The sequence below is a fragment of the Saccharothrix ecbatanensis genome, from assembly GCF_014205015.1.
GTDB classification, from domain to species: domain Bacteria; phylum Actinomycetota; class Actinomycetes; order Mycobacteriales; family Pseudonocardiaceae; genus Actinosynnema; species Actinosynnema ecbatanense.
The window spans coordinates 6,466,435-6,491,417 of the sequence record NZ_JACHMO010000001.1; the positions used below are offsets into that span (position 1 = coordinate 6,466,435).

Here is a 24,983-nt window from a genome sequence, read left to right on the forward strand (position 1 = left end):
CTTACGGTTCTGTTGAGAAATGCGCGCTGGTCCTTCACGGTTCGGGCGGGCAAGGTGCGATCCATGACGCTCACCGGCTTGTACGTCCCGCTGATCACGCCGTTCGACCGGTCCGGGGCGGTGGCCTTGGACGCTCTCGAAGCCCTCGCCAACGAGGTCCTGGACGCCGGGGCACGCGGTGTGGTCGCGCTGGGCACCACAGCGGAAGTCTCGTCGCTCACCACAGCCGAACAGCAGCTGGTGATCGACGTGGCGGCCGGGGTGTGCCGCGCGCGGCAGGCCCAGTTGGTGGTCGGCGCGAACACCCCGCAGGCGCTGGAAGCGTTGGGTGACCGGGACGTCGTGGCCGCGCTGAGCGTGGTGCCGCCGTTCGTCCGGCCGGGCGAGGCGGGCGTGGTCGCCCACTTCACCCGACTCGCCGCCGACAGCCCCGTGCCGCTGGTCGTCTACGACATCCCGCACCGGACGGGCCAGTACCTGTCGGCGGACACCCTGCGGCGTTTGGCGGCCGTGCCCGGTGTGGTCGGCCTGAAGTACTCGCCTGGCGGGATCAACGCCGACACCGTTGCGTTGTTCGCCGACCAGCCGTCCGACCTGGCGGTTCTCGGCGGCGACGACACGTTCATCTCGCCGCTGCTGGCACTCGGCGCCCACGGCGGCATCCTGGCGTCGGCACACCTCGCCACCGGCGAGTTCGTCCGGCTGATCGAGGCCTGGCACTCCGGCGACGTCACCACCGCGCGGCTGGTCGGCGGCGGTCTGGCCGTCATGTCGGCCGCGCTGTTCGCCGAGCCGAACCCCACCGTGATCAAGGCCGTCCTGCACGCCCAGGGCCGAATCCCGACGCCGGACGTCCGCCTACCGCTCCTGGCCGCTCACCCGGACACGACCGAGGCGGCCTTGACCGCCCTCACCGCTGTCGCCCTCACCGCTGCCGAACGCCCGCTCGCCACACAGCGTGGGTGAGCGGAACGCCCGGTCGGTAGGCGAGGTGGGTGGTGGAGGGCGCGTCGAGGACGTGGATGTCCGCCCTGGCTCCGGGTGACAGGTGGCCGATGTCAGTGCGCCGCAACGCTTTCGCGCCGTTCAAGGTCGCGGCGGTGACGGCTTCCTCGATGGTCATGTGCATTTGGAGTACTGCCGTCGTTATGCAATATGCCATCGAGGTGGTGTACGAGCTGCCCGGGTTGCAATTGCTGGCCAGGGCGACGGTCGCGCCCGCGTCGATGAGCTGACGGGCGGGCGGTAGGGATTGGCGCGTCGACAGGTCGCACGCCGGGAGCAAGGTCGCGACGGTGGACGAGTTCGCCAGCGCGTCGATGTCGGTGGCGGACAGGTAGGTGCAGTGGTCGACGCTCGCCGCGCCCACCTCCACCGCCAGCCGGACGCCCGGCCCTTCGCCCAGCTGGTTGCCGTGCACGCGCAGACCCAGGCCCTTGGCACGGGCGGCCTCCAGCACGGCCCGGGACTGGTCCTCGTCGAACGCGCCTCGCTCGCAGAACACGTCCGCCCACCGAACGTGCGGTGCGACGGCATCGAGCATGTCCCCGATCACCAACGCCACGTACTCGTCCGCGTCGGCACCCGGCGGTACGAGATGTGCACCCAGAAAGGTGACTTCATCCGCTTCCAAAGCCGCGATCCGAGCCGATCGCACTTCGTCTACAACATTCAGTCCATAACCGGTCTTGGTCTCGATCGTGGTCGTGCCCTGCGCCACGGCCTCGGCGACGTGCCGTCGCAGATTGTCTGCAATATCCCCATCCGACGCCGCCCGAGTCGCCTCGACCGTCACCGCAATACCGCCTGCTGTATACAATAGCCCGGCCATCCGGGCCTCGAACTCGGCAGTCCGGTCGCCGGCGAACAGCAGGTGGGTGTGGCTGTCCACCCACCCGGGCAGGACCGCGCGACCTGCCACGTCGACCCGCGAGTCGGCGGCGGGTGCGGAGGACGCGGGGCCAACCCAGTCGACGCGGCCGTCGGTGAAGACGAGCGCGGCGTCGGTGAGGCGGCCCAGCTGAGGGTCGTTGGTCGTCAACTCACCGATGCCGGTGATGAGTGTGCTGGTCACTGCCGCACAAACCGCTGCCAGGCGCACGAGGGAAACGTCAACCGGCCCACGTCGGGCCTCTTCGAGTCACGGACCCACACCGCCGGGACCGAGAATGCGACTTCGACGCAATTGCCACCACTGCCACCACCGCTGCGGCTGCTCTTCCGCCACACCGCGCCGGTGAAGTCCACAGGAGACAACGGACGGCCCCTCATTCGTGCTCGGCAATGATCTGCTCGATCAGAGCAACCGATTCGTCCGGACTGAGCGCTCGGTCGAGCAGGTGGTCGAACAGCAGCTTAGCCCGCCACACTTCGGTGGGTTCCTCTACTTGGATGGAGCCGGTCGGGTATTCCACGTACAGGATGGTCCGATCTTCGGGGTCGGGGAAGTCCAGGAGGGTGAAGGAGCTGGTCTGCCCGCCGTGCGCACCGATCTTCCTCGGCAGGACGCGCATGGTGACGGTATCCAGCTCGGCCGTGATCACGAGGTGTTCGAGTTGTTCCCGCATGACAGCGGGGCCGCCGATCGTCTGGTGGAGCGCGGACTCGTCCAGCAGGGCGAACAGGTGCAACGGCTGCTCTTCGTCGATCAGCCGGCGCTGCCGAATCATCCGCACCTGGACATCGGTCTTGAATTCGGTCCTCGTGCGCTTCAGGGCGTCCGCCTCGAAGATCGCCTGCATGTAGGGCTTGGTTTGCAGCAGGCCCGGTATGTAGACAAGCCCCAGTTCCCGGATCTCCTGAGCTTCGGTCTCCAGGTCCACGTACCCCAGGGAACGCATCCCGAACTTCATCCACCATCGCGGCTTCAGGGTGTCGCGGACGTCATCGATGAGGTCGGGGTCGTAGTGGTCGTAGACGTCCATCATCGATCGGGCGAGGTGGACATCGACCTTCGTCTCACCCGCTTCCAGTCGGTAGAGGCTGTTGCGGTGCTTGTCGAGCGCGGCAGCGGCGTCTTCGACGCTCATCCCGGCCGCCTCCCGCATCCGGCGCAAGCGGCGGGCCAACTTCCTGCGGCGAAAGGTCGGGCGAGGTGGGGGCATGTGGTCATGATGCTGAGCGGGTCTGACAACAGTGGGAATCCCGTCACCCGATCAGGCGAGCACGTCGGTCAGCAGCCGCGCGACATCGCCCAACTGCTCGTGCACGCCGTCACGGGCGACGATCTTTCCGCCGACGACCACCATCGACACATCGGACGCGGTCGCGGCGAGGATCAGTTGGTCGGGCTCGGACCCTGCGGTCCGGACTGAATTCATCCGAACGGCTACGAAGTCGGCCGGGGCGCCCACCTCGATCCGACCGGCCTCGGGCCAGCCGATCGACGCGTGGTTCGTCAGCGCCCCGACCAGTTCCGCAGGGGTGAACCGACCTCGTTCCCCGGTGCGCAAGCGCTCGTTGTGCTCCAACGCCCGCGCCTCCAGCAACGGGTCGACCACCGCATGCTGATCACTGCCCAACGACAACGGCGACCCGGCATCCGCCAACTCCCGCGCCGGACCGATCCCATCCGCCAGGTCCGCCTCCGTCGTGGGGCAGAAGCACACCCCGGTCCGCGTCGAACCCAGCAAACCGATGTCCTTTGTGGACAAGTGTGTCCCGTGCACGGCCGTCGTCCGTGGCGTCAACGCACCGGCCTCCGCCAACAACTCCGTCGGAGTCACCCCGTACGCCTCAAGGCAAGCCTGGTTCTCGGCCGGCTGCTCCGACAAGTGCACGTGCAGCGGCCGATCCGGAAAAGCACCCGCCACCAGCGACAACGTCTCGCGCGGCACCGCACGCACGGAGTGGATCGCGGCGCCGATTCTCGTGTTCTCGTCACCGCGCAGCTCGGCCACCCGATCGAGCCACCGGTCACCGGTACCGTCCGAGAACCGCTCCTGCACCCCCCGCACCGGCTGGCCGATCCCACCCGCCAGGTAGCACGCGTCCAACAGGGTGAGCCGGATTCCCGCATCCCGTGCCGCCTGGCGCAGGGCTTCGGCCATCTCGTTCCCGCCGTTGTGCAGGTAGTGGAACTCCCCCACCGCCGTCACGCCGGCCACGGCCATCTCCGCGTACACGGCCCTCGCCAACCGCAGGTACGAGTCCGGAGTCAGGCGCTCCGCCACCGCGTACATCCGGTCGCGCCACGTCCAGAACGTGCCACCATCCGAATGCGTGCGTCCGCGCAACGCCCGGTGGAACGCGTGCGAGTGCGCGTTGGCGAAACCCGGGAACACCATGCCGTACAGGCGTTCCGCCCCCAACGGAATGGTGTCTACAGTAGACAGAGATGCGATGACACCCTTGTCCACCCGCACAAGCACCCGCGACGCGACACCGTCCGGCAACCACACCCGCTCACACCAGTAGCTCTTCATCTGGGCTCCTGTCGGTGGATACCTCGGCGTTCACGCCGGGGAGGAAACCGATGTTTTCGACCGTGTCGGCAGGGTTTACTTGCTGAAATGCTAACGTGCGGGGAATGGCGTCGGTGTCGGTGGTGAAGCGGGCGTTCCGGTACCGCTTTTATCCGACCCCAGGGCAGGAAGTGGAGTTGTCGCGCACGTTCGGGTGTGTGCGGGTGGTGTACAACCGGGCGTTGGAGGCCCGCACGGCGGCGTGGTTCGGTGAGCAGCGCCGGGTCAACTACGTGCAGACGTCGGCGTTGCTGACGGAGTGGAAGAAGACCGACGGGCTGTCGTTTCTCAACGAGGTGTCGTCGGTGCCGTTGCAGCAGTCGCTGCGGCACCTGCAGACCGCGTTCGCCGCGTTCTGGGAGAAACGGTCCCGCTATCCCCCGGCCGGCCGGTGGCATGTGTCGATCCTGGTCGAGACCACCGTCGACCACGCCCCTCCCGTCGACCGCGTGGTGGGTGTCGACGCCGGGATCACTTCCCTGCTCACCCTCTCCACCGGGGAGAAGATCACCAACCCGAGACACGAACGACAGGACCGGGAACGTTTGGCCCGCGCCCAGCGGGCCCTGGCCCGCAAGGAGAAGCTCTCCGCGAACCGGGCGAAGGCGCAGCTGCGGGTGGCCCGTGTCCACGCCCGTATCGCCGACCGCCGGCGGGACCTGCTGCACAAGCTGACCACTCGACTCGTCCAGGAGAACCAACTGGTCGTGATCGAGGACCTGGCGGTCCGCAACATGGTCAGGAACAGGTCGTTGGCCCGCGCCATCTCCGACGCGTCGTGGTCGCAGTTGCGGTCGATGCTGGAGTACAAGTGCGACTGGTACGGCCGCGACCTGGTCGTGGTCGACCGCTGGTTTCCGTCCAGTAAGACCTGCTCGGCCTGCGGGCTTCTGCTGGACATGCTGCCGCTGCGGGTGCGGGAGTGGACCTGCCCCGGTTGCGGGGCACGGCACGACCGCGACGTGAACGCCGCGCGCAACATCCTGGCCGCCGGGCAGGCGGTCACAGCCTGTAGAGCCGGAGTAAGACCGACCCGACGCCAGTCGGCGAGGCATCCGGTGAAACCTCCCTCGGGAGAAGAAGCAGGAACTGCCGGGCGCGAGCCCGGCGGGCACTCCCCTCTTCAGGGAGGGGAGGTTGTCAACGCGCCAGGTGCTCCAACGTCGTCGCCAACGCCACCACACCCGCCGCGCAGTCGTCCGACTCGGCGAACTCGTCCGGCGCGTGGCTGATCCCGGTCGGGTTGCGCACGAACAACATGGCGGTAGGCACGTGCGCGGCCAGGATCCCGGCGTCGTGACCGGCGCCGGTGGGCAAGTCCGGCGTGTCCGACCCGAGCGCACCACGGATGTCAGCCATCAGACCGGGATCGAAGTGCACAGTCCCGCCCCAGCTCTCCTCCGTCACCCGCACCGCGCAGCCCTCGTCCTCAGCCGCCGCACGCGCCGCCGACGTGATCCGGTCGACCACCTCACGGGTGCGCGGCTCGTCATCGGCCCGCGCATCCAGCCAGACGTCCACGGACGAAGGAATGACGTTGGTGCCACCGGGGTTCGGCACAAGCCGGCCGACCGTCGCACGGGCCCCGGAAGTAGCCGCACGCCGCGCCGCCAGCACCATCTGCGCCGCCGGCAGCATCGGATCACGACGATCCTCGATCAACGTCGCGCCGGCGTGGTTGCCCTCCCCGGTGAACGTGTACCGCCACCGACCATGGGCCAGGATCGAACTCGCCAAACCCACCGGCACGTCCAAGCCACGCCCCTGCTCGACGTGCAGCTCGACGAAGGCGCCGATCGACCCCAGTGCACGGTCATCCCGCCCCATCCGCAACGGGTCGAAGCCCGACGCGTGCGCCGCCTCGCCGAACGTGACGCCGTCGGCATCGGTCAGCTTGGCGGCGACCTCCGGTGCGATCGCGCCGGTCATCAGCCGTGACCCGAGGCAGGCGACACCGAAGCGCCCACCCTCCTCCTCCACGAACACGACGATCGCCAACGGCTTCGAAGGCGTGAAACCACGAGCCCGCAACAAGTCCACCGCTTGCAGAGCCGACACCACACCCAACGGCCCGTCGAACGCCCCACCGCCCGGCACCGAGTCCAGATGACTGCCGGTGATCACCGCACCCGGCCCCGGCTTGCCCCACCACGCCCAGAGGTTGCCGTTCCGATCGGGTCGGACGTCGAGCCCCCGACGGCGGGCCTCTTCCGCGAACCACGCGCGCAACTCAAGCTCGACCTTGTCGAAACCGTGCCGCGAGTAGCCGCCACGTCGCCGGTCGCGGCCGACGTCGGCGATGTCCTGGAGGTCAGTCATCGCTGCTCATCGGGATGGGGACGTGCTTCTCGGCGGCGACGTCCACGGCCCGCTGGTACCCGGCGTCGACGTGCCGGATCACGCCCATCGCCGGGTCGTTGGTCAGCACCCGCTCGATCTTCTGCGCCGCCAACGGGGTCCCGTCCGCGACCGTCACCTGACCCGCGTGGATGGACCGGCCGATACCGACCCCGCCGCCGTGGTGCAGGGACACCCAGGTGGCGCCGGAAGCGGTGTTGACCAGGGCGTTCAGCAGCGGCCAGTCGGCGATCGCGTCGGAGCCGTCGGCCATCGCCTCGGTCTCCCGGTACGGGGACGCGACCGAGCCGCAGTCCAGGTGGTCCCGGCCGATGACGATCGGCGCGGACACCTCGCCGGACGCGACCATCTCGTTGAACTTGAGCCCGGCGAGGTGGCGTTCGCCGTAGCCCAGCCAGCAGATGCGGGCGGGCAGGCCCTGGAACTCGACGCGTTCGCCGGCCAGCTTGATCCAGCGCGCCAACTGCTCGTTCTCCGGGAACAGCTCCAGGATCGCCCGGTCGGTCGCCGCGATGTCGGCCGGGTCCCCGGAGAGCGCCGCCCAGCGGAACGGGCCCTTGCCCTCGCAGAACAGCGGCCGGATGTAGGCGGGCACGAAACCGGGGAAGTCGAACGCCCGGTCGTAGCCGCCGGCCTTGGCCTCACCGCGGATGGAGTTGCCGTAGTCGAACACCTCGGCGCCGCGGTCCATGAAGCCCACCATGGCCTCGACGTGGTCGGCCATCGACTCGCGGGCCCGGTCGGTGAACTCGTCCGGCTTGGCGGCGGCGTAGTCGGCCCAGTCCTCCACCGCGACGCCCTTGGGGCAGTACGCCAGCGGGTCGTGCGCGGAGGTCTGGTCGGTGACGATGTCCACCGGCACCTCGCGGCGCAGCAGCTCGGGCAGCACCTCGGCGGCGTTGCCGATGAGGCCCACGGACAGCGCCCGGCCTTCGGACTTCGCCTTCAGCACCCGCGCGATCGCGTCGTCGAGGTCGTCCGCGATCTCGTCCAGGTAGCGGGTCTCCACGCGGCGGCGGGCGCGCTGCGGGTCGACCTCGACGCAGAGCGCCACGCCCTCGTTCATGGTGACCGCAAGCGGTTGCGCGCCACCCATCCCGCCGAGCCCGGCCGTGACGGTGAGCGTGCCGCGAAGGGTGCCGTCGAACCGCTTGGTGGCGACGGCGGCGAACGTCTCGAAGGTGCCCTGGAGGATGCCCTGGGTGCCGATGTAGATCCACGAACCGGCCGTCATCTGGCCGTACATGGTCAGGCCCTCGGCTTCGAGGCGGCGGAACTCGGGCCAGTTCGCCCAGTCCGGCACGAGGTTGGAGTTCGCGATCAGCACGCGGGGCGCCCACTCGTGGGTGCGCATGACGCCGACCGGACGGCCGGACTGGACGAGCAGGGTCTCGTCGTCCTTCAGGTTCGTCAGCTCGCGGGTGATGGCGTGGAAGCTCGGCCAGTCGCGGGCGGCCTTGCCGGTGCCGCCGTAGACGACCAGGTCGTCGGGACGTTCGGCGACGTCCGGGTCGAGGTTGTTGTGGAACATCCGCAGTGCGGCCTCGGTCGGCCAACTGCGGGCGGTGAGGTCGGTTCCCCGTGCGGCGCGCACCATCAGAGGACTCCCTTCCGGATCAGGTCTTCGGCGGCGGCGATCTCTGGCGCGAGGTGGCGGTCCGGGCCGGGGCCCTCGACGTGCTCGCGGAGCTTCTCGACGGCCGCCGCGGTGGCGGGGGCGGGCTTGAGCGGTTTACGCAGGTCCAAAGCACGGGCGGCGGTCAGCAGCTCGATCGCGAGGACGCGGCGCAGGCCGTCGACGGACTGGCGGAGCTTGCGTGCGGCGGACCAGCCCATGGAGACGTGGTCCTCCTGCATGGCGCTGCTCGGGATCGAGTCGACCGACGCGGGCACGGCCAGGCGCTTGAGTTCGCTGACGATCGCGGCCTGGGTGTACTGGGCGATCATGTGGCCGGAGTCGACGCCCGGGTCGTGCGCGAGGAACGGCGGCAGGCCGTGCGAGCGGTTCACGTCGAGCATCCGGTCCGTCCGGCGTTCGGCGATGCTCGCCACGTCGGCGGTCGGGATGGCCAGGAAGTCCAGCACGTAGGCGATCGGCGCGCCGTGGAAGTTGCCGTTCGACTCGACCCGGCCGTCGGCCAGCACCACCGGATTGTCGATGGACGACGCCAGTTCGCGGTCGGCGACGGTCTCGGCGTAGGCGACGGTGTCGCGGGCCGCGCCGTGCACCTGCGGCGAGCAGCGCAACGAGTAGGCGTCCTGAACGCGGGTGCAGTCCGGGCCGCGGTGGCTCGCCATGATCTCGGAGTCGCGCAGGATCTCCGCCATCCGCTGGGCGGACCGACCCTGGCCGGGGTGCGGGCGCAGGGCCTGGAGGTCGGCGGCGAACACGCGGTCCGTGCCGAGGAGGGCTTCCACGCTCATCGCGGCGGTCAGGTCGGCGACGTCCAGCAGGTAGTGCAGGTCCTTGAGGGCGAGGATGAGCATGCCGAGCATGCCGTCCGTGCCGTTGATCAGCGCCAGGCCCTCTTTCTCGGCCAGGCGGACGGGCTGGATGCCCGCCTTGGCGAGGGCTTCGGCGGCCGGGACCAGGTGGCCGTCCGCGTCGTGCACGTCACCCTCGCCGGTGAGGGCCAGGGCGGCGGCGGACAGCGGGGCCAGGTCGCCCGAGCAGCCGAGCGAGCCGAACTCGTGCACGACCGGCGTGATGCCCGCGTTCAGCATCGCCGCCATCGCCTCGGCCGTCTCCAGCCGGATGCCGGTGTGACCGCTGGTCAGGGTCTTGAGGCGGAGCAGCACGAGGGCGCGGACCACCTCGCGCTCGACCGCGGGACCCGCGCCCGCCGCGTGCGAGCGGACCAGGGACTGCTGGAGGGCGGCCCGGCGGTCCGGCGGGATGTGCCGGACGGCCAGCGCGCCGAACCCCGTGGAGATGCCGTACGTGGGCTGCTCGGCGGTGGCCAGGCGTTCGATGTGCGCACGGGCGGTGGTGACCGCCTCGCGCGCCGCCTCCGTGATCTCCACGCGCGCGTCGCCTCGGGCCACGGCGTGGACGTCATCGCGGGTCAGGGGTTTCGGACCCAGCTGCACGGGTTGCATGCACCCATCTCAACCCGGCAGCCGGGTCCGCACGACCCGACGTCCGCCGATCGTGTCTGGTATCCCAGACTCGCCCGGGACTCTTCGGCTAGGGACCGGCCCAGGCCATGTCCGGGTCCGGGTCGACCACCACCGCCTCGGCCGCCGCGATCAGCTGCTCCAGCCCGGCGGACTTCGTGCCGGCCGGCGAGACCTGGAGGTACATCTCCGGGCCCAGCTCCACGACGAGGGCACCGGTGTTGGCGGTGTAGTAGCGGGCCGTGTGACCGCGGGCGGAGAACATCTTCGGCACCGCCCCGTCGAAGTCCCACGGGTGCTGCCTCAACGTCACGCTGTAGCCGACGCCGTCGTGCTCACCCGAGGTGAGGACCTGCCAGCCTTCCGAACTGCCCGCTTGTGCCTGGATGCCGCGCGAGCCGCCCAACGACACCGGCATCCGCACCGGTTCCGGATCCGGGCGCACCGACTCGGCGACGCGCAGGGCGGTGGCGCGGGCGTCCGGCGTGTTCTTCAGGCCGATCGACAGGAACACGCCGGGTTCCGGCTGCCACAGCACGGTCGTGTCACCCGAGACGACGCCTTGTGCGCCGTTGACGGTGACGCGGTCGGCCGCGGGTGCGTCCGCGATCAGGTCCGTCAGCGCGCCCGTGCTCGCGTTGGCGGGCTGCACGCTCAGGTCCAGGTACGGGTAGGTGGGCTTGGCGGTCTGCTCGCCGCGTGCCCAGGTGCGCTGGTTGTAGGTATCCGGGTCGATCACGCGCTGCCGCTCGGTGAAGCCCTCGGGCACCCACGTCGGGCTGTAGCCCAGCGAGACCGTCGGGATCGTCGGCTCGATCAGGATGCTCGCCGACGTGGCCGGTGGCGACTCGGCCGTGGGCCGGCTGACCGTGGTGGCCACGATGGCGACGGCCGCCGCGGTGGCCGCCGCAGCCAGGACCAGGAAGAGCGGTGTGCGGGACTTCCTCGGCCGGCGCAGGGCGACCAGCACCGGGCCGGGTGGTGGGGCCTGGTCGGCGCGCATCCGCAGTGCGTCCCGGATCAGGCTTTCGGTCCCGTTGGAGTCGGTCGCCTTGGAGTCGGTCACAGTTCCTCCTTCACCCGGACGTTCGTGCGCAGCGTGGCCAGCGCGCGGGAGATGTGGCTGCGGACCGTGACCTGGGAGCAGCCCAAGGTCTCGGCGATCTCGGCGTCGTCGTAGCCCTCGTAGAACCGCAGCACCACGGCGGCCTTCTGCTTGCGCGGTAGCCGGTCGATGCGCTGGAGCATCGCCTGGCGCTCGTCGTGGTGACGGGTCTCGTCCGGGCCCGGTGGGTCTATGCCGTGCAGCGACACGTGCGGCTTCCAGCGGCGACGCCAACTCAGGTACTCGTTGGTGACCATCCGCTTGAGGTACGCGGTGGGCGCGTCGAGCTTCGCTATCCGTGACCAGCGCTGTTGGGCCCTGAGCAGGCACTCCTGGACCACGTCCTGGGCGAGGTGCGGATCACCCGTCAGCACGGTGGCGTAGCGCAGCAGCGGGGTGACCTGCCCGGTGGCGAAGTCCTCGAAGCTGGTCGTCATAACCCTCCAATGCGCTTCACCCCGGATTTGTTGAGAATGGGTTTCGTGGGAGGCAGCAGCGAGGTGCCGGCGTTGCGCCGAGGGCTCGCGGTGCTGCGCCTGTTGGCGGGCAGGCCCGGTCCGGTGTCGGCGGCGGCGGTGGCGCGTGAGCTGTCCCTGCCCAGGTCCACGACGTACCACCTGCTGGCGGAGCTGACGGCGGCCGGGTTCGCCACCCACTTCCCCGAGGAGCAACGCTACGGGCTGGGCGTGGCGGCGTTCGAACTCGGATCGGCGTACCTGCGGCACGACCCGTTGGAACGGCTCGCCCGGCCGTTGCTGCGGCGGTTGGTCGACTCCGTCGGGCGCACGGCCCACCTCGGCGTGCTGCACGGCTCGGAGGCGCTCTACCTGGTGCGGGAGCAGCCTCGGCACCCGACCACGATCGTGTCGGACGTGGGCGTGCGGCTACCGGCGCACCTCACCGCTTCCGGGCGGGCCATGTTGGCGCGGTTGCCGGCGGCGCAGGTGCGGGCGTTGTTCCCCGGCCCGTTCGTGGACCGGACCGGGCGTGGGCCGCGGAACCTGCCCGCGTTGCGGCGGTTGCTCGCGCTGGAACGGCGGCGCGGGTGGGCGGTGGAGGACGGGTACGTGACGGCCGGGTTCGCTTCGGTGGCGGCTCCGGTCTTCGATCACGGCGAACGGCCGATCGCGGCGATCACGGTCACGTTCCGGCACGTCTGCGAGGTGGAGTGCGGTGAGACGTGGCCGGAGTTGGCGGTGGAGATCCGACGTGCGGCGGACGAGCTGACCGGCCGGATCGGGGGTCGGGGCTGACGGGGGTGGGAACCCGCGGACGGCCGCGGGTCCCCACATCGGACGGTCAGTTGGGTGCGTGGATCCGGTCGGCGGAGTTCGCGGCGTAGTCCCTCGTGGCGCCGCGGACGAACATCTGCACTGCTGCGTGGTTGCCCGAGAAGTGCTGCTGGATCGAGCCGGTGAACGGTGTCGTGGACGCGTTGCGGCCGTACACGTCGGTGTAGACGGTGGCCGGTCCGGTGTTGCGCACGGTGAAGCCGCCCGGCCGGAACTCGCGCAGCGTGCCCTTGAACGGCGAACGCGGGTCGTCCCACGCCACTCGTTCACCGGTCTGCTGCGTGATCTGGCGGACCGTGTTGCAGTAGTCGCCGCGGATGCCGTCGTAGCAGAGGTCGACCTGGCGGGCGAGCCGGTTCGGCTTGCTCGCGTCGTAGTAGCGGCTGGGGTTGAGCACGTAGAACAAGGGCTGGATGTTGAACGTCAGCTGCGAGGTGGTGACGGAGACGTTCGAGAACCAGAACTCGTGCAAGTCGTTGGTGTCGAACGGAACCTCCGTGCCCGTGATCACCTCGAAGTGCGTCTTGCCCTCCCGGATCGCCTGCACGCAGCTCGCGTCGGTGATGAGCCGGCCGAGGGAGCGGGTGTCCGACGGGGAGTCCGCGGGCACGGCCGCGCCGACGTTGGTGAACTTGTTGTTGAACGGGCCGGGGCAGTCCGTGGCGCCGAACCCACCCGGGCGGCCGTTGGGGATCAACGCGGTGAACCGGGCCTCGCTGATCTGGCCGTTGTCGTTGTGCGAGCACCGGTTGTAGTAGATGAGCTCGTGCGCGTTGTTGGTGAACGCGTCGGGCGAGTGGGTGCCCTGGTGGAACTTCAGCAGGATGTCGCACACGGCGATCGTGGTGCCGCTGGGCGGGAAGAAGCTGGTGCCGTCGTCGCCCTGCTTGACGTTGGAGTTGTTGACCGCCAAGACTTTGTGCCCGACGTGGTCCTCGTGCCGGTGCGCGCCACCGGGGTTGGCCGACATCATCACTTCGCTGGTGTAGCCGAACGGCGCCCACTTGGCCGTGGAGAAGAGATCCGACGTGCGCGGGTCGTCACCGTGCTCGTGCCCGAACGCGCAGCCGCTCGCGTCGCGCGGTGGGTGCCACGTCGGGTAGACCTTGCCGTCCGGCCCGTAAGTCCAGTACCGCGCGTGGATCTCGCGCGAGCATTCGTTGGCGCGCGGGGTGTAGCCGCTGCCGCTGGACGACGCGACGATGTCGTACGCCATGCTGGTCCGCGCGTCCGCCGGCGGCAACGACTTGCCCCAGTTGGGGTTGTCACTCGGCGGGACGGACGTGGTGGACGTCGGGCTGGTGGACGTGGGGCTGGTGGACGTGGGGCTCGATGTCGTGGACCCGCTTGACGTCGTGGTGGTGGTCGTCGACGGCGCGCCCGTGCACGTGGTGCCGTTGAGGGCGAACGAGGTCGGCGCGGGGTTGCTGCTGCTCCACGAGCCGTTGAAGCCGAACGACGCGGTGGCCCCGGTCGCCAGGCTGCCGTTGTAGGTGGCGTTGCGGGCGGTGACCTGGCTGCCGCTCTGCGACGCGGTGGCGTTCCACGCCTGGGTGACCTGCTGGCCGGAGGCGAAGCTCCACGTCAGCGTCCACGAGCTGACCGGATCGCCCAGGTTGGTGACGGTGACGTTCGCGGTGAAACCGCCCTGCCACTGCGACGGGACGGCGTACGTGACGGAACACCCCGTGGTGGCGGCCCGCGCCACGACCACCCCGCTACCGACGACCGACGCGGCGACCGCCGCAATCGCTAAGAATCTTGACCGGTATCGACGAGAATGCATTCTGCCCTCCACAAAGGAAATGGCGGCGGAATGGCGGTTCCGGGACCGATAAGAGGCCGAGGACGGCGGTGCGGACAGTGTTCGACCGACCGCGAGCGGTTGTCAACGGTTCGCGTAATGTTGCGAAAACGCTCGTGGGCCGGGGTGATCACCCCGGCCCACGCGTGCGAAACGATCAGAGGCTGAACGTTCAGAGGCTGACGGTCTTCAGGAACTCCGCCGCGACGTTGGCCACGGTCTTCTTGTCGACGTCCACCTGCTTGACCAGGTCGGCCAGGTTCTCGGTGGTGAGCGCCGCGGAGACCTTGTCCAGCGCCTCCTTGCCCTTCGCGTCCACCGCGTCCGAACGCAGCAGCGGCACGATGTTCTGGGCCGGGTACATCGTCTTCGGGTCTTCCAGCTCCACGAAGCCGTTCGCCTTGATGTCGGCGGACGTGGTGTAGAGGTTGATCACCTGCACGGTGCCGTTCTTCAGCGCGTCCACGGTGATCGGACCGCCCGCGTCGGTGGTCTTGATCTCGGTGAACGTCACCCCGTACAGGTCCTTGATCTTCGCTTCCCAGCGCTGCTGCCATTCACCGGCCGCGCCGAGCACGTACTTGCCGGACCCGAGGTCGGCGATCGACTTCACGCCGCCGTCCGCCGTGGCCTTGGTGACCACCAGGACGTCCTTGTCCTCCGCGTCCGACTTCTTCAGCACCTCGAGGCCCGCCGGCGTCTTCGACTTCAACGCCGCGTAAACGGCCTCCGCCTCGGTCGTGGTGTTGGTCTTGTCGAAGTAGTTCAGCAGGTTGCCGGTGTACTCCGGCACCACGCCGAGCGACTTGTCCTGCAACGCCTTCACGACCAGCTCGCGGGCGCCGATGCCGGGCTTGACCGACACGGTCGCGCCGGTCGCCTTCAACGCGCCGGCGTAGATCTCGGCCAGGATCTTGTTCTCGGTGAAGTCGGCCGAACCGACCACGACCTCACCCGACGCGGCTTCCTGCCCGGTCCCGCCCAGGTCCTCTTTGGACCCGCAGGCGGAAACGACCAGGGTGGCCGCGGCGACGATGACGGCCAACGTGCGCTTCATGCCGGACTTCCTGCTTCCTACTCGCTGATCAAAAATGATCATTCGGATAATTCGCTCTCCGCCCACGACGTGGACTGGAGTCCAGGATCGGCAGTCTGATCCGATCGGCGATCGGCCCGTTCCCGCACTATGCTTCCCACCCGCCGGTAGGGGGTGTGCAAGGTGATGTCGGGGTCACCCACTCGATGCAGGACGTTGATCGCTGCCGCATGGTCCGCCTGCCACACCACCCCGCACCGGGTGCAGTGAAGCCGGTCCCCGCTGCGGCGCCCGAGAGCGTCGCAGCAGGGCACGACTTGTGAGGTGTAGGCCGCATTGACCAGCGTGAGCGCAGAACCTCTGCGCTCCGACACATTCATGAGCGCCTCGGCGGTGACACCCTTGGTCCACGCCGCCAGACGCCGGTTGACGTCGCGGCCACGACGAACACGGCCGGTGAACGTCCTGGTGAGGTCTTCTGCCGCGACCAACGCGGCTTTGTCGACCACAGCGTGCACCGCACGGAACGTAACGGTGCGCACCGTTTGCCGCCAGCGGGACGAACGCCGGTCCCTCTTGGCCGTGCCAAGATTGTGACGGGCGATCCGCTGCGCCTTGTCGTGGCCGCCCGCGCCACGGTCCCTCTCCGCCACGGACCGGATCTTCGCGCGACGCACGTTCCGCACCTTGCGGTGATCGGACTCCGAGCTGAGCAGGCGGCCCAGTTCGGTGCCGTGGTGCACGCCGTCAGAGTCGGTGAGCACTTCGGTATAGCCCTTGTCCACCCCGATCTCACTGCCGCCCGCCGGCCGCTTCGAGGATCTCAGGGAGAACGCGTCGATCTGGTAGTGCACCTCGACTCTCTTGTCGCGCAGGATGAGCCTCAGTGTCCCAGATGGAGCCACGGTCGTGTCCAGCGGAATCAACACCGACTGGCGCCGCTCCACGCCTGGAACGGAGAGCCAGGAATCACCACCCCCGGTGAGGGTGAAGGTGCGGTACTGATCCGAGCGGATCACGATCTGGTTGTGTGTCCGGTTACGGCCGCGTTTCCGGTGCTTGCGCATCAACCTGGAAAGGAACGGGTCCTCGGCCCAAGTGTCGGTCTTGAGAGCGGAGAACAGGCGCTTGCGCTCGGCAACGTCCACGACGCGACGGCTCACCACCTTGCGGACGTGTGCCTTGGCAGCGGCGCGGTTCGCGGTGATGTCCCCGACTGCGTCCCGCAAGGTCTCCTTCCAAGCGTTGGCCAGTACCCCGAACCGGGCGGCGGTGCCCGCGGCCATCCACTGGTCACGAATCTGCCGGTCCGAGAGCCGACTACCCGACACAGACCCGTATCGCTGCCACACCTCGCTGCGAACACGGCCCAACCGGCGGGCCTGCTCGACCAGCAGTGCGTACTTGCCCGCGTTGAGGTTCCGGCTGTAAGCGATCCGGGTGACCTTCACCTGATCACCTCGCCGGACATGGGGCGGACTCGGTCGGCGGAACCCGCCGATGCAAGACATGCTGCACCACCATAGCCAACCCTGCGCGACAACGATTCATAACCGCGCTTGGAACACGGGCTCCGGGTTCGACGTGCGCGCAGTTCATCCACGGCGCTTCAGTTGCGTCCACTTCGACCGCCCTGCTCACGCTTTCCTGCCCGCTCGGGCGGACAGCCGCACACCCGCGGGGACGACGAGCTTGCCCACGCCCGCGAGCACCGCGTCCAGCGCGACCGCGAGCAGCGCGATGAGGATCGCGCCGCCGACGAACTGCGCGTAGTCCAGGACCCGCACGCCGTCCAGGAGGGGACGCCCCAACGTCTCGATGCCCACGTACGCCGCCACCGACGCGGTGGCCACGACCTGGAGCATCGCGTTGCGCAGACCGCCGATGAGCAGCGGCAGGGCGTTCGGCACCTCTACCCGCCACAGCCACTGCGTCCCGGTCATGCCCATGCCGCGCGCCGCGTCCACCACACCGCGGTCCACGTCCTGGATGCCCGCGTACGTGCCCGCCAGGATCGGCGGCACGGCGAGCACGATCAGGGCGATCAGCACACCGACCGTGCCGCCGCCCGTGATCAGGTACAGGAACGTCACCAGGCCCAGCGTCGGCAGCGCGCGCAACGCGTTGCTGCCGCCGACGAGCACCACCCCGCCGCGCCCGGTGTGGCCCACGAACAGGCCGAGCGGCACGGCGATCAGCGCGGCGCCGAGCACCGCGCCGACGCAGAACAGCAGGTGGACGCCGACCCGCACCGGGATCGACTTGCCGCCCGACCAGTTGACCGGGTCGACCAACCACGCGAACGCCTCGGCGAAGATCATGGCTTACCCACCAGCACCCACGGGGTCAGTCGGTTGCGGAGCAGCACCAGCAGCACGTCGACCACCAGCGCCAACACCAGGGTCAGCACGATGCCGACGATGATCGGCGCGAGGTAGCGCTGCTGGAAGCCGTCGGTGAACAGCGTGCCGAGACCGCCGGTGCCGATCAACGCGCCCACGCTGACCAGGCTGATGTTGCTCACCGACCCGACCCGCACGCCCGCCGCGAGCACCGGCACGGCCAGCGGCAGCTCCACCGTCAGGAACCGGCGCCACGGCCGGAAGCCCATCGCGGTGGCGGCGGCGATGATGTGCGACGGCACCGCGTCCAGCGCCTCGGCGACCGGCCGGACCAGCAGCGCGGTGGTGTAGAGGGTCAGCGCGCTGATCACGTTGATCGGGTCGAGCACCCTGGTGCCGATCAACGCGGGGATGATCGCGAACAGGGCCAGCGACGGGATCGTGTAGAGGACGTTCGACAACGCGATCAGCGCCGCGTTGACCGGCCGGAACCGGTGGCACAGCAGGCCGAGCACGATCGCCAGCGCCACCGACACGACCAGCGGCACCAGTGACAGGTAGACGTGTTCGAGCAGCCGGTCCAGCAGCGCCGCCCTCGTGCCGGCGTCGCTCAGGTAAGTGCCGATGTCACCCACGGCGGCTCTCGATCACGTCCAGCACCTGCCGGGCCGTGACGACGCCGGCCAGCCGTCCCTCGGCGTCCACCGCGACGCCCAACCCGGACGGCGACGACAGCGCGGAGTCCAGCGCGCCCCGGATCGACGCGCCCACCTCGTACAGCGAGCCGCCGGGCACGACCGACGCGTCCGGCGCGACCCAGCCCTGCGGGCGCTTGTCCGCGTCCACCACCAGCCGCCAGTCCGAAGAGGACTCGAACGCTGAACCTTCGGGTACGGTGGGCACCTCGACCACTTCGACGCCCGATGAGTCCACAAAGGACAGGCTGCGGTAGCCGCGGTCCTTGCCGACGAAGTTCGCCACGAAGTCGTCCGCCGGCCTGGTCAGCAGCACGGACGGCGGCGCGTACTGGGCGAGGAAGCCGCCGGTCCGCATCACCGCGACCTTGTCGCCGATGCGGATGGCCTCGTCGATGTCGTGCGTGACGAAGACGATGGTCTTGTCCAGCTCGGCCTGGAGCCGCAGCAGCTCGTCCTGGAGGCCTTCGCGCACCACCGGGTCGACCGCGCTGAACGGCTCGTCCATCAGCAGCACCGGCGGGTCCGCCGCCAGCGCACGGGCCACGCCGACGCGCTGCTGCTGGCCGCCGGACAGCTGCACGGGGTAGCGCCTGCCCAGCTCGGCGGGCAGTCCGACCAGCTCCAGCAGCTCGGCGGCACGCGCACGCGCCTTGCGCCTGGTCCAGCCGATGAGCAGCGGCACCGTGGCGACGTTGTCCAGCACGGTCCGGTGCGGGAACAGGCCGGCCTGCTGGATCACGTACCCGATACCGCGCCGGAGCGTGGGCGGATCCACGCCGAGCACGTCCTCGCCGTCCACCAGGATCGTGCCGGACGTCGGGTCGAGCATCCGGTTCACCATGCGCAGGGACGTGGTCTTGCCGCACCCGGACGGTCCGACGAAAACGGTGATCGTGCCGGCCTCGACCACCAGGTCCAGGCCGTTCACCGCGGTGGTCCCGTCGTCGAACCGCTTGGTCACGTCGCGGAACTCGATCACCCGTGGTCCTCCTGCCGATGGGTATCAAGCGTCGCCCGACCCTAGCCCGTTGGTACGACCGTGGCACGGCGTTCCACACTTCGGTCAGTAGGCTGCGTCGTTTGTGGCCACTGAACCAGTACGCGCCCTCCTGACCGAACGCGGTGCGCACGCCCGCAAGCTGCGGCGCGTGCTCGACCTGCTCGCCGGCGACTGGCACACGTTGGCCGAACTGGTGCGGCTTCCCGCCGTGCCGCGGCGCACCGTGCAGGAGCTGCTGACCGCGATCGGCGACGACCTGGAGACCAGCGGCGACCGCTTCCGGCTGGCGTCCGCGAAGGCTGCCGACTACGCGGCGTTCGGCGCCGGTGAAGACCTGGTCGACCCGGTGGACACGCTGGTGTCCAGGCACACGTCGGAGCTGCGGTCGATCCTGGCCGACATCGCGGACGTGCCGCCGCCGTTGTCCGCGCTGGACCACGTGCAGGCGACGGCCGAGACGGCGTTGAAGCGCGCGCTGTGGTTGGACACGACGTACGACCTGGCCGGGCGGACGTTGCTGTGCCTGGGCGACCACGACCTGACGTCGCTCGCGGTGTGCGCGGTGAACCCGGACGTCGAAGTCGTCGTGGTGGACGTGGACGACCGGCTGCTGGAGTACATCTCGACGCGTGCCGCGGCACGCGGGTGGTCGGTGCGGACGGTGCACGCGGACTTCCGGTTCGGCCTGCCGCCCGCGCTGCTGGAGTCGGCGGACCTGGTGTTCAGCGATCCGCCGTACACGCCGGAGGGCATCGGGCTGTTCGCTTCGCGGGCGATCGAGTGCCTGGCCGACATGTCCCTCGGACGAGTGCTGCTCGCTTACGGGTTCAGCGACCGGACGCCCGCGCTGGGGCTGAAGGTGCAGCAGGAGTTGCAGCGGCTCGGGTTGGTGTTCGAGGCGATCCTGCCCGCGTTCCACCGGTTCGACGGTGCGCAGGCGATCGGCAGCGCGGCCGACCTGTACGTCTGCCGGCCCACGTCCCGCCGTTCGACTTCCGCGGCTTCGAAGACCGCCATCTACACGCACGGGCCGCAGTCGTTGGAGTCGTCCGGGCCGGGCTCGACGGCGTTGGCGGCCCTGGTCGACCTCGCTCCACGTCCCGAGTCCTCACCCCCGCCCAAGCCGCGCGCGCCGGGGTGGTCGGACCCGATCGGCAAGGGCGCGGCGTCGTTGGCGGTCGACCTGTCGGGTGATCCGGGGCCGTGGCTGCTGCGCACGCTGCTGGCGTGCTCGCCAGGTCGGATGGCGGCGCTGGTGCCGAACAACCACCCGGACGTGGCGTCGGCGGCGGGGCAGCACGGGCTGACGTCGTTGGTGGACACCAGGTTCGCGCTGAGGTTCCTCCGGTCCACTCCGGACGGGAAGCACTGCGTGGTGGTGGCGGATCAGGTGCTGGCGGGGACGTTGGACGTCGGCGGGTTGGCCGTGCGGGAGGTGCTGATGCGGGCGCACGGGAAGTTGGGGAACGTGTGGCGGGAGGCTCTGGTCACCGTGACGCACGGTGCGTTGACGAAGCGGGAGGCTCGGGAGCGGATCGGGGAGGGTGACGACCTGGAGTTGAGGTTGATCGACCTGCCCCGGCACCGGATCGCCGCCCTGCTGCCCTTGATCCGCGCGTCGGCGTCCCAGTAGTGGCGTTCGGTGGGGGTAAGGCGCTGGAATTCGGGCGAAATCGCAGCGTCCCGGCTGCTGTCGGCGGTAACTTGCGGTCGAACCTGGAGGCACGCGCATGAACCAACCCCACGGCGGCTGGCAGCAGCAGCCCGGTCAGCCACAGCCGGGTCAGCCACAGCCCGGCCCACAGCCCGGCCCTCAGCCCGGTCAGCCGCAATCCGGCCCACAGCCTGGGCCACAGCAACCGGCCCAGCAGCCCTATCCCGGTCAGCCGTACGCCGGCCAGCCCAATCCGGGTCAGCAGTACCCGGGACAGCAGTATCCGGGACAGCAGTATCCGGGCGAGCAGTATCCAGGTCAGCAGCCCTACCCCGGCCAGCCGCCGTACGGGGGACCGCAGCAGCCTCACCAGGGTCAGCCGTACCCCGGCCAGGCTCCGTACCCCGGCCAACCGCCGTACCCGGGTCAACCGGGCCGGCCGAACACGGCACTGCCCGTCATCGCCGCACTGCTGTACCTGGCCTTGGGGATCTTCGCCCTGGTCGCCGCAGTGCTGATCATGGCCGGGGGCGGGAGGGTGCCGCACTCCATCGCGGTCGGCTACCTGGGCCTGCCGTTCTCCGGCCCGTTCCTCGGCAGCTTCGACGCGGTCCTCACGATCTCGATCGTGCAGGCGTCAATGACCGTCATCCTCGCCGTGCTGCTCGCGTGCCGTGTGCCCGGTGTGCGGTGGGTACTGCTCGTGATGTCGCTGCTCGCCGCGGTGCACTACGCGCACGTGGTCGTGGAGATCATGTCGTTCCTCCCGATCTACCTCGCGGCGATCCCAGCGATCGCAACCCTGCTGTGGCTGGTCGCAGGCCTGCTCTCCGCACTCCCCGCAACGGGCCGCGCGATGCGAGGCGCAAAGCCGAAAATCCCCCCACCCCCGATGCACGGCCCGCCACCGGTCCAGGGCCAGTGGGGCTGAGTCACCGGAACTACTGATCCACCGGTTTCGCCTCCGACTGCTGCTTAGCGGAACGCCGCGGCTGAAAGGGCACGATGGGGCTGGTCGCCGCGTAACCCACGAAACCCAACGCCACCAGCAACAACAGGGGCAGCAGCCAATAACCCGTCGTACTCAGGTTCTCCGGCCGCCCGAACGCCACCAGGTCATACCGGTCGAACACGAGGGTTGTGCGATCACCGACGTCGCCTACATCGGTCTCTTTTTCAGTAAGCGTGACCGAGTCAAGACGCCGGTCGCCACACTGCAACGTGTAATGCCACCTCTCGGCCTTCTTGGCCGACGGCCGCTCCAAACGCGTAGCCAGGATCTCGCACTCGGACGCCTCCCCGAACGACGACAGCCATGCGGGCCAAGCAGTCGCACCGGCACCCAGCAGAAGGCCGATCTCGAGGACGAACGCGGCTAGAATAATCCGGCCACGAACCCTCATCATCATGACGGCGAAGGGGAACGCGACACCCATCAACAGCCCGGCGATGCTCGCCCATTCGAACCTGCTGTTGCTCCCCAGAAAACTGCCGGCGATCGCACCGAACACGAAAAGAATCGCCAGGACCGTCCCGACGCGCCTGCTCTTCACTCGTCCAGGTATCCCGTCTGTCGCTTGAAATGATCGTTCCCGCCGCGTCCCTCGTTCTCCACCTCGTCCTGCTTCGACGCCTCACGGGCGAGGTCTGCCGCCAGCTTGGTCTGGAACGCGCCGTCCGTGACGCTCGGCAGCGAGTGCGGCGCCACCGTGCCATCGGGACGGGTAGCCGGCTTGAAAGGCGTATACCCGTCGACGGCAGCTTGGCCCCGGTTCGAGCTCAGGTGTGGCACCTTGTCGGTGGCCTTCTGCCAAGTGTTCCCGGCGTCACCGTAAGCGCGACCGAACTGCCTGCCCGCGTCGGCGAGCTTGGTGCCCGCGTCCCCCAGCGTCGGCCGCGCGTTGCCCCAGTCCTCCATCCGCTTCCCAGCGTTGTCCAAGCCCTCGAACTTCACTCCAGGGGTGTCCGGCACCCGCGCCCCGGCCGCCTGCGTCGTCCCGCCACCGGCACCCTTGCCGAACCGGCCAAGGCCCTTGAGCACGTCGCCGAGCGAACCGAACAAACCCTTCAACCGCCCCATGATCCGCGTGATGACCCGCATCAGCTTCGCGATCTGCTGGGTGATCTTGCCGAGCACGACGGCGGCCCGACCGACCGTCCACGCGGCGAACGCGGCGATAGAGCTGCCGAAACTCACCACCGAAGTGGCGAGGGCGATGGCGGCGTTGCGGATGACTTCCCAGATGAGCATGGCGATCAGGTCGCGGATCATGCCGCGCACCGCCGCCGTGATCGTGCCCGCCGTGGCGACCTGCTCCGCGACCGTGACGCACGTCCGGCTCAGTGCCAGCGTCTCGCCGACCAACTGTCCCTGACTCTTCCGGAACGCGTCCGCCGCACCTTGCTCCCAGCCGCTGACCTGAGACTCCACTGCGTCGTGGTGTGCCTGCGCGATTCCATCAAGCGTGCCCGCAGCCTGGTTCCACTTGGCCACCGCTGCTTTGATCTTGTCCGCGTTGCCTGCCAGCCAGTCGAGCGGCTCGCGCAGGAAGCTGATGTGCTCGATCAGCCACCCGATGCCCGCCGTGGCCAACGTGCCGAGGGGATCAATGGCCAAGCTGAGCAGGTCCAAGCCGGCGGCAGCGGCGTTCAGCCCGATCTCGGTGTAATCGCCATCCCCCAAGCGGTCCCACGAGTCGAATGTTTGCATTATCGACTCGACCGGACCAGCGCCCGCGTAGTTGTCCGGGGCAGCCGGTTTGCTGGAGTCGATACCGGTGATCAGTCCGTCGTCACCCATCAGGAACCTCCCGGGAAGCGCTGACGGTTCTCGTCCTCGACGTTCTCGTACCCCACCGCGGTAGCGTCACGCCGACGAGCCGGCCAACGCTTCCAACCGTCCCAGGATCCGGCTCAACGCGTGCAGCAGCCGCATGATCTGACCGGTGATCCGTTCCAACACCGCAGCCGCACGACCCACGGCCCAGCCGGTGAACGCGGCCACCGACGTACCGCCGCTCGCCTCCGCCATGGCCAGCGCGACAGCGGCGTTGCGGACCACCTCCGACACGAACATCCCGATCAAGTCCCGGACCATCCCGCGCACAGCCGCCGTGATCGTCCCGGCAGTCGACAGCTGTGCGGCGACCGCGGCACAACGACGGCTCGCGGCACGGGTGTCGTCGGCCGTTTCGCCGTGGGGTTCATCGCGGGCGAGGCGGTCGAGGTCGACGGCCGCACCACGCCACCGACCGACCGCGTCCCTGATCCGGTCGCCGTCGCCCGCCAACCAGTTCAGCGGGGCGTTCAGGAACCGGACGTGCTCGACCAACCACCCGATCCCGGCCAACGGCGCCAACGGGTCCAGCACCAGACCGAGCGTGTCCAGCCACGCGGACGCCAGCTTGAGGTCTGGATCCGGCGCCCACTGCTCGTCCGCTTCACGAGCGGTGCCATCGGTCGGTGAGGGCACGTCGGCCGGGGATGGCACGCCCACGGGCAAAGGCCGGCGGATGTCCTCGGCGACCCGGCCGGTCAGGTCGCACGCGCCCTCGGCGAAGAACCCGGCCAACAACCCGAACGCGTCCGGCTCGACACCGCCCACCCCGTCGACGATCAGCCCGCGCCGCTCGTCCGCCGTCGCACGCGGCCTCGCCTCGATCCCGCTCACTGCCGCGACGGCCCGCCGGTTTCCACCGGGGACCACAGGCTCCGCGGCAGCTCCGATTCGGACCCCGAAGACGGCACCGGCAGAACAGGCACAGGCACCGCCGAAGGCGAAGGCTCGAACGAGGTCATGAACTCCATCGCCGCGGTACCGCCGAACTCCGGCTCCACCACCGCCGCCACCTGCTGCGCCACCTCGGCCCGCGCCCGCCGCACGGTCGCCATCACGACCGCGCCCAGCGCAGCGTCGGACGCCCCTTCGGCCGGCAATGAGAACGAGATGTCCCGCAACGCCCCATTGGGCGCGACCGTCACCGTCACCCAGCCGTCGGGCGAACTCACCGTCGCCTCCACGGCACGGATGCCGTCCTGCACTTGCTGCGCCCTCCTGGCCAGGTCACGTGCCTTGGCCTCAAGGTCGGCGATCATGCGTGCCGGGTCCACCCGA

Annotated in this window: 24 protein-coding genes; 5 read left to right on the forward strand and 19 right to left on the reverse strand. The window is 69.4% G+C overall.

Going from position 1 to position 24,983, the window contains the following annotated elements; translation table 11 throughout:
* Positions 1–63: 63 nt before the first annotated feature.
* Positions 64–966 carry a dihydrodipicolinate synthase family protein gene (locus F4560_RS27580; protein WP_184924646.1) on the forward strand — a complete coding sequence of 301 codons (903 nt, stop codon included), beginning with the start codon at positions 64–66 and terminating at the stop codon, positions 964–966.
* Here F4560_RS27580 and hutI read toward each other — a convergent pair.
* The 4 genes from hutI to F4560_RS27600 are packed head-to-tail and all read right to left on the reverse strand — an operon-like array spanning position 926 to position 4,424.
* A complete protein-coding gene (hutI, locus tag F4560_RS27585) occupies positions 926–2,074 on the reverse strand; it encodes an imidazolonepropionase (protein WP_184924648.1) in 1,149 nt (382 codons plus the stop codon). The genes F4560_RS27580 and hutI overlap by 41 nt on opposite strands.
* The gene (locus tag F4560_RS27590; RefSeq protein WP_221483664.1) at positions 2,071–2,271 is read right to left on the reverse strand and encodes a DUF397 domain-containing protein; all 201 of its coding nucleotides are present in this window, start codon (positions 2,269–2,271) and stop codon (positions 2,071–2,073) included. The genes hutI and F4560_RS27590 overlap by 4 nt, the downstream gene beginning before the upstream one ends.
* Positions 2,268–3,104, reverse strand: coding sequence for a helix-turn-helix domain-containing protein (locus F4560_RS27595; RefSeq protein ID WP_184924650.1), 837 nt, complete (start codon positions 3,102–3,104; stop codon positions 2,268–2,270). Before F4560_RS27595 ends, F4560_RS27590 begins: the two co-directional genes overlap by 4 nt.
* Positions 3,105–3,155: 51 nt before the next feature.
* On the reverse strand, positions 3,156–4,424 hold the full coding sequence (locus F4560_RS27600) for a formimidoylglutamate deiminase (protein WP_184924652.1): 1,269 nt from the start codon (positions 4,422–4,424) through the stop codon (positions 3,156–3,158).
* Positions 4,425–4,528: 104 nt separating this feature from the next.
* On the opposite strand from F4560_RS27600, the gene F4560_RS27605 reads away from it, so the two are divergent.
* Positions 4,529–5,695, forward strand: a complete 1,167-nt coding sequence (locus F4560_RS27605; protein WP_221483665.1) for an RNA-guided endonuclease InsQ/TnpB family protein — start codon at positions 4,529–4,531, stop codon at positions 5,693–5,695.
* Here F4560_RS27605 and F4560_RS27610 read toward each other — a convergent pair.
* The 5 genes from F4560_RS27610 to F4560_RS27630 form a co-directional block, all read right to left on the reverse strand.
* The gene (locus tag F4560_RS27610; RefSeq protein ID WP_184924655.1) at positions 5,604–6,782 is read right to left on the reverse strand and encodes an allantoate amidohydrolase; all 1,179 of its coding nucleotides are present in this window, start codon (positions 6,780–6,782) and stop codon (positions 5,604–5,606) included. The two genes, F4560_RS27605 and F4560_RS27610, sit on opposite strands and share 92 nt — an antisense overlap.
* The gene (gene hutU, locus F4560_RS27615) at positions 6,775–8,418 is read right to left on the reverse strand and encodes a urocanate hydratase (protein WP_184924657.1); all 1,644 of its coding nucleotides are present in this window, start codon (positions 8,416–8,418) and stop codon (positions 6,775–6,777) included. Before hutU ends, F4560_RS27610 begins: the two co-directional genes overlap by 8 nt.
* Positions 8,418–9,920, reverse strand: a complete 1,503-nt coding sequence (hutH, locus tag F4560_RS27620) for a histidine ammonia-lyase (protein ID WP_184924658.1) — start codon at positions 9,918–9,920, stop codon at positions 8,418–8,420. The genes hutU and hutH overlap by 1 nt, the downstream gene beginning before the upstream one ends.
* An 88-nt stretch (positions 9,921–10,008) precedes the next feature.
* Positions 10,009–11,004, reverse strand: coding sequence for a hypothetical protein (locus F4560_RS27625; RefSeq protein ID WP_184924660.1), 996 nt, complete (start codon positions 11,002–11,004; stop codon positions 10,009–10,011).
* A complete protein-coding gene (locus tag F4560_RS27630; protein ID WP_184924662.1) occupies positions 11,001–11,480 on the reverse strand; it encodes a SigE family RNA polymerase sigma factor in 480 nt (159 codons plus the stop codon). Before F4560_RS27630 ends, F4560_RS27625 begins: the two co-directional genes overlap by 4 nt.
* Positions 11,481–11,525: 45 nt before the next feature.
* Here F4560_RS27630 and F4560_RS27635 point away from each other — a divergent pair, with 45 nt between their 5' ends.
* Positions 11,526–12,296, forward strand: a complete 771-nt coding sequence (locus tag F4560_RS27635) for an IclR family transcriptional regulator (protein ID WP_184924663.1) — start codon at positions 11,526–11,528, stop codon at positions 12,294–12,296.
* Between the two features lie 46 nt (positions 12,297–12,342).
* Here F4560_RS27635 and F4560_RS27640 read toward each other — a convergent pair whose 3' ends face one another.
* The 6 genes from F4560_RS27640 to F4560_RS27665 all read right to left on the reverse strand — a co-directional run bounded on the left by F4560_RS27640 (position 12,343) and on the right by F4560_RS27665 (position 19,194).
* A complete protein-coding gene (locus F4560_RS27640) occupies positions 12,343–14,043 on the reverse strand; it encodes a cellulose-binding domain-containing protein (protein WP_312869514.1) in 1,701 nt (566 codons plus the stop codon).
* Between the two features lie 268 nt (positions 14,044–14,311).
* Positions 14,312–15,196 carry an ABC transporter substrate-binding protein gene (locus F4560_RS27645; RefSeq protein ID WP_184924667.1) on the reverse strand — a complete coding sequence of 295 codons (885 nt, stop codon included), beginning with the start codon at positions 15,194–15,196 and terminating at the stop codon, positions 14,312–14,314.
* A 38-nt stretch (positions 15,197–15,234) separates the two neighbouring features.
* Positions 15,235–16,626 (reverse strand): zinc ribbon domain-containing protein, encoded by a 1,392-nt coding sequence (locus F4560_RS46300; protein WP_221483667.1) that lies wholly within the window; start codon positions 16,624–16,626, stop codon positions 15,235–15,237.
* A gap of 186 nt (positions 16,627–16,812) precedes the next feature.
* Positions 16,813–17,496 (reverse strand): ABC transporter permease, encoded by a 684-nt coding sequence (locus F4560_RS27655; RefSeq protein ID WP_184924669.1) that lies wholly within the window; start codon positions 17,494–17,496, stop codon positions 16,813–16,815.
* Positions 17,493–18,152: an ABC transporter permease gene (locus F4560_RS27660; RefSeq protein ID WP_184924672.1), complete on the reverse strand. Its 660-nt coding sequence runs from the start codon at positions 18,150–18,152 to the stop codon at positions 17,493–17,495. The genes F4560_RS27655 and F4560_RS27660 overlap by 4 nt, the downstream gene beginning before the upstream one ends.
* Entirely contained in the window at positions 18,145–19,194 is a 1,050-nt protein-coding gene (locus F4560_RS27665) for an ABC transporter ATP-binding protein (protein ID WP_184924674.1), read from the reverse strand. The genes F4560_RS27660 and F4560_RS27665 overlap by 8 nt, the downstream gene beginning before the upstream one ends.
* Before the next feature lie 103 nt (positions 19,195–19,297).
* Between F4560_RS27665 and F4560_RS27670 the strand changes: the two genes are divergently transcribed.
* Together F4560_RS27670 and F4560_RS27675 are read left to right on the forward strand one after the other, a co-directional pair.
* Positions 19,298–20,848 carry a bis-aminopropyl spermidine synthase family protein gene (locus F4560_RS27670; RefSeq protein WP_184924676.1) on the forward strand — a complete coding sequence of 517 codons (1,551 nt, stop codon included), beginning with the start codon at positions 19,298–19,300 and terminating at the stop codon, positions 20,846–20,848.
* Positions 20,849–20,945: 97 nt separating this feature from the next.
* Entirely contained in the window at positions 20,946–21,800 is an 855-nt protein-coding gene (locus tag F4560_RS27675) for a hypothetical protein (RefSeq protein WP_184924678.1), read from the forward strand.
* Positions 21,801–21,810: 10 nt separating this feature from the next.
* Here the strand turns inward: F4560_RS27675 and F4560_RS27680 are convergent, their stop codons facing one another.
* The 4 genes from F4560_RS27680 to F4560_RS27695 form a co-directional block, all read right to left on the reverse strand.
* The gene (locus tag F4560_RS27680; RefSeq protein WP_184924680.1) at positions 21,811–22,422 is read right to left on the reverse strand and encodes a hypothetical protein; all 612 of its coding nucleotides are present in this window, start codon (positions 22,420–22,422) and stop codon (positions 21,811–21,813) included.
* Positions 22,419–23,669 (reverse strand): WXG100 family type VII secretion target, encoded by a 1,251-nt coding sequence (locus tag F4560_RS27685; RefSeq protein ID WP_184924682.1) that lies wholly within the window; start codon positions 23,667–23,669, stop codon positions 22,419–22,421. Before F4560_RS27685 ends, F4560_RS27680 begins: the two co-directional genes overlap by 4 nt.
* Positions 23,670–23,735: 66 nt before the next feature.
* Entirely contained in the window at positions 23,736–24,539 is an 804-nt protein-coding gene (locus tag F4560_RS27690) for a hypothetical protein (RefSeq protein ID WP_184929752.1), read from the reverse strand.
* Positions 24,536–24,979 (reverse strand): YbaB/EbfC family nucleoid-associated protein, encoded by a 444-nt coding sequence (locus F4560_RS27695; protein ID WP_184924684.1) that lies wholly within the window; start codon positions 24,977–24,979, stop codon positions 24,536–24,538. The genes F4560_RS27690 and F4560_RS27695 overlap by 4 nt, the downstream gene beginning before the upstream one ends.
* Between the last annotated feature and the right edge of the window lie 4 nt (positions 24,980–24,983).

What these genes read in the sequence shown, in the direction of transcription:
- F4560_RS27580 (WP_184924646.1), top strand. Translation starts at nt 64, where the DNA reads ATGACGCTCACCGGCTTGTACGTCCCGCTGATCACGCCGTTCGACCGG.
- F4560_RS27630 (WP_184924662.1), bottom strand. Translation starts at nt 11,480, where the DNA reads ATGACGACCAGCTTCGAGGACTTCGCCACCGGGCAGGTCACCCCGCTG.
- F4560_RS27645 (WP_184924667.1), bottom strand. Translation starts at nt 15,196, where the DNA reads ATGAAGCGCACGTTGGCCGTCATCGTCGCCGCGGCCACCCTGGTCGTT.
- F4560_RS27675 (WP_184924678.1), top strand. Translation starts at nt 20,946, where the DNA reads ATGAACCAACCCCACGGCGGCTGGCAGCAGCAGCCCGGTCAGCCACAG.
- F4560_RS27605 (WP_221483665.1), top strand. Translation starts at nt 4,529, where the DNA reads ATGGCGTCGGTGTCGGTGGTGAAGCGGGCGTTCCGGTACCGCTTTTAT.
- F4560_RS27685 (WP_184924682.1), bottom strand. Translation starts at nt 23,669, where the DNA reads ATGGGTGACGACGGACTGATCACCGGTATCGACTCCAGCAAACCGGCT.
- F4560_RS27590 (WP_221483664.1), bottom strand. Translation starts at nt 2,271, where the DNA reads ATGAGGGGCCGTCCGTTGTCTCCTGTGGACTTCACCGGCGCGGTGTGG.
- hutH (WP_184924658.1), bottom strand. Translation starts at nt 9,920, where the DNA reads ATGCAACCCGTGCAGCTGGGTCCGAAACCCCTGACCCGCGATGACGTC.
- hutU (WP_184924657.1), bottom strand. Translation starts at nt 8,418, where the DNA reads ATGGTGCGCGCCGCACGGGGAACCGACCTCACCGCCCGCAGTTGGCCG.
- F4560_RS27600 (WP_184924652.1), bottom strand. Translation starts at nt 4,424, where the DNA reads ATGAAGAGCTACTGGTGTGAGCGGGTGTGGTTGCCGGACGGTGTCGCG.
- F4560_RS27655 (WP_184924669.1), bottom strand. Translation starts at nt 17,496, where the DNA reads ATGATCTTCGCCGAGGCGTTCGCGTGGTTGGTCGACCCGGTCAACTGG.
- F4560_RS27595 (WP_184924650.1), bottom strand. Translation starts at nt 3,104, where the DNA reads ATGCCCCCACCTCGCCCGACCTTTCGCCGCAGGAAGTTGGCCCGCCGC.
- F4560_RS27610 (WP_184924655.1), bottom strand. Translation starts at nt 6,782, where the DNA reads ATGACTGACCTCCAGGACATCGCCGACGTCGGCCGCGACCGGCGACGT.